The organism is Candidatus Protochlamydia sp. R18, assembly GCF_000648255.1.
Taxonomy (GTDB): Bacteria; Chlamydiota; Chlamydiia; order Chlamydiales; family Parachlamydiaceae; genus Protochlamydia; species Protochlamydia amoebophila.
In genome coordinates this window covers 1-2287 of the sequence record NZ_BASL01000757.1, presented here as the reverse complement: position 1 = coordinate 2287, position 2287 = coordinate 1, and the positions used below count along the sequence as shown (strand labels likewise).

Annotated in this window: 2 protein-coding genes and 1 pseudogene; 1 reads left to right on the top strand and 2 read right to left on the bottom strand. The window is 32.7% G+C overall.

Features of this window, described 5'->3' with window-relative positions; all coding sequences use genetic code 11:
• Nucleotides 1–604, bottom strand: a pseudogene (locus tag TY19_RS13035) (transposase); the annotation flags it as partial.
• Between the two features lie 587 nt (nucleotides 605–1191).
• Here TY19_RS13035 and TY19_RS09940 point away from each other — a divergent pair.
• Nucleotides 1192–1908, top strand: a complete 717-nt coding sequence (locus TY19_RS09940; protein ID WP_079979294.1) for a hypothetical protein — start codon at nucleotides 1192–1194, stop codon at nucleotides 1906–1908.
• A gap of 25 nt (nucleotides 1909–1933) precedes the next feature.
• On the opposite strand, the gene TY19_RS15280 is transcribed toward TY19_RS09940, so the two are convergent.
• Nucleotides 1934–2149, bottom strand: coding sequence for a hypothetical protein (locus tag TY19_RS15280; RefSeq protein WP_148300668.1), 216 nt, complete (start codon nucleotides 2147–2149; stop codon nucleotides 1934–1936).
• Nucleotides 2150–2287: the final 138 nt, after the last annotated feature.

Sequence of the window (2287 nt, the reverse complement as noted above, 5' to 3'; positions counted from 1 at the left end):
CGCTTATGATTAATGACTTTAAGTTTTTTCTCTTTGAGAAGGCTATTGACAATCGCATGAACCCTACGATAACCGTAAGTCGGCCTGCCTTTAACCACCTCTTTGATTAAAGCTAAAACTTGTTCATTTTCAGCTTTAGAATAAAAGACTGGCTGATGAGGTAAATGCTCTTTAAGCTGCTCTATAAGATTGGATCTTGATACTTCCATCACCTCTGCTATTTTCCTTAGGCTAAATCGTTTAAGCTTGGCAATGGCTGCCGCGAGATGAGTTTTTTTTCCTGCCCAAGCCTTACAGCCTCTTTTAAAATTTCATTTTCAAGTGTCTTTTTCCCAAGCATCCGCTCTAGTTCTCTTATTCGCTTTTCCATTTCTTTCACTTGGCTTTTGGGGACTAGTTCTTCTCGGCTGCTAATTCCTTGTCGTGCTCCTTGTTCCATCTGCCTTCTCCATGCAAAAAGTTGACGTGGTATTATATCATATCTCCTTGCTATTTGGGAAACAGATTGACCTTCTTGATATGTTTTTTCAATGATCTGTTTTTTTTCTTCTAAGGACCATCGTCTTCTTCTTTCTACTGATGTAATTAATTTACAATTAGTCATAAATCTAGTCTTACTTCTATATCTTAGAAGCAAGCCAGATGGTTCGGTTCATTTGGGGAGTACTACCTCTCCGAATGCTATCTCTTAATTACCCAATATCAATATAAATTTTGAACATTGAAATGGAAAGTCACGCCATCAGAGAAAATTTCATTTGGAATCACATAAAAAAATGTTTGATGATTTGCTTTTGCTAGAATTCAGGAGATTTAGGCCTTTTGCACACTATGTGCTAAATTAAATAAAATGCTGACAGAGACCTTAAGGCTAATAATTATTAGTCCAAACAAATTTAACCCAATTACAATAAAATATGGTTTTATATTAATAAGTTCATATTTCTAACTGTAAGGATGCTACCTAAACATGGGTTGTAAAATTATAATACGGGTTTAAAGAAACTAGTGAGCTTTGCAGCAACACTTTGATTTTATTTACGTTAAGGCGTATAATGATTATTATTCTATTGTGTTAACAAACTAAAGAAAAATCATCAAAAAATAGCAAATAGACTAGGATTGAATTATTCATATAAAACACAATGAGTTTAGTTTGTTTATAATTAACAATTTTAATTTAGTTAATTTATGATGTATTTACAACCTTGCTCTCCTAAACAAGGCTATCAATCTGATCAGGATATGCCATATAAGGCAGCTAAACCTAAAGAGGTAGTCCAAACCAACCTAACAATAAAAGCTAAAGTAAAGGATGTGTGTAAAGATGCTTTTGCAGAGTGGTTACATACGCAAGATCCAGATCTTCCAATTGAAGTATTAAACAAGCTTCCTACAGAAGAAATTGCCACTTGGCGTATATTAGCTCCACTAAATTCTCATAGCTTTTTTCATAAATGGCTTGATAGTAAAATTACAAGTTTTTACGCGGATCAAAGCAAAATGGAACAGGAATTAAAGGCCATTTATCAAAAATTTAAAACGCAAAATCTTGCTAAATTAGATACAGTTGCTGGTATTGATCAGTTAGCTAGAGATATTCTTAAAGAATATAGTAAAACGATAGAAGACCAAGTGGCGGATGATACCTTTTTAACGTCTTATTTTGCTAGAACATTACAAATCCCTTCCGAATCGAAACTTATGCGCTTAACAATTGAACACGCTAAAAAATCTATTAGAGAAATTGTTAGTGAGAGGCTTGGTTATTTATATAATGATGAGCCAAGAGAGTGTCTAAAAAAGATCCTTGCTTACGATTATCCTAATCAAATTGATCAAGTTAGCTATTTAGTTAATATCTGGGGTAAAAGTGGACGAACATTTGCTCCTATTTGGGAACAATAAATTTTGTCCTATATATAGGCTATCTTTATTTAGATAGCCATTCATCATATTGTTCAGGATCCACTTGAGACCAATAATTTTGGTACTTTTCATCAGAAGGTCTAGGTCTTTTACATACATGTTGAATTAGATAAGGGCGGCGGCTACCCTCTATCATTTCATGGAAATATTCCTCAAGCTCATTTTCAAAATTAGGGTGTAGTAATTCAATTGTAACATTGGTATTGGTTCTATCGCTCATATGGTATAAAATAAATTTTAATTTATAAATATTTTAACAATATAATTTATAGATAAAAATTATTGGATAGTACTAAGTAGGTAAGGCTATTTCAATAAACTGATCTAATTTGATAGATTAATTATTCTAATTCAAGCG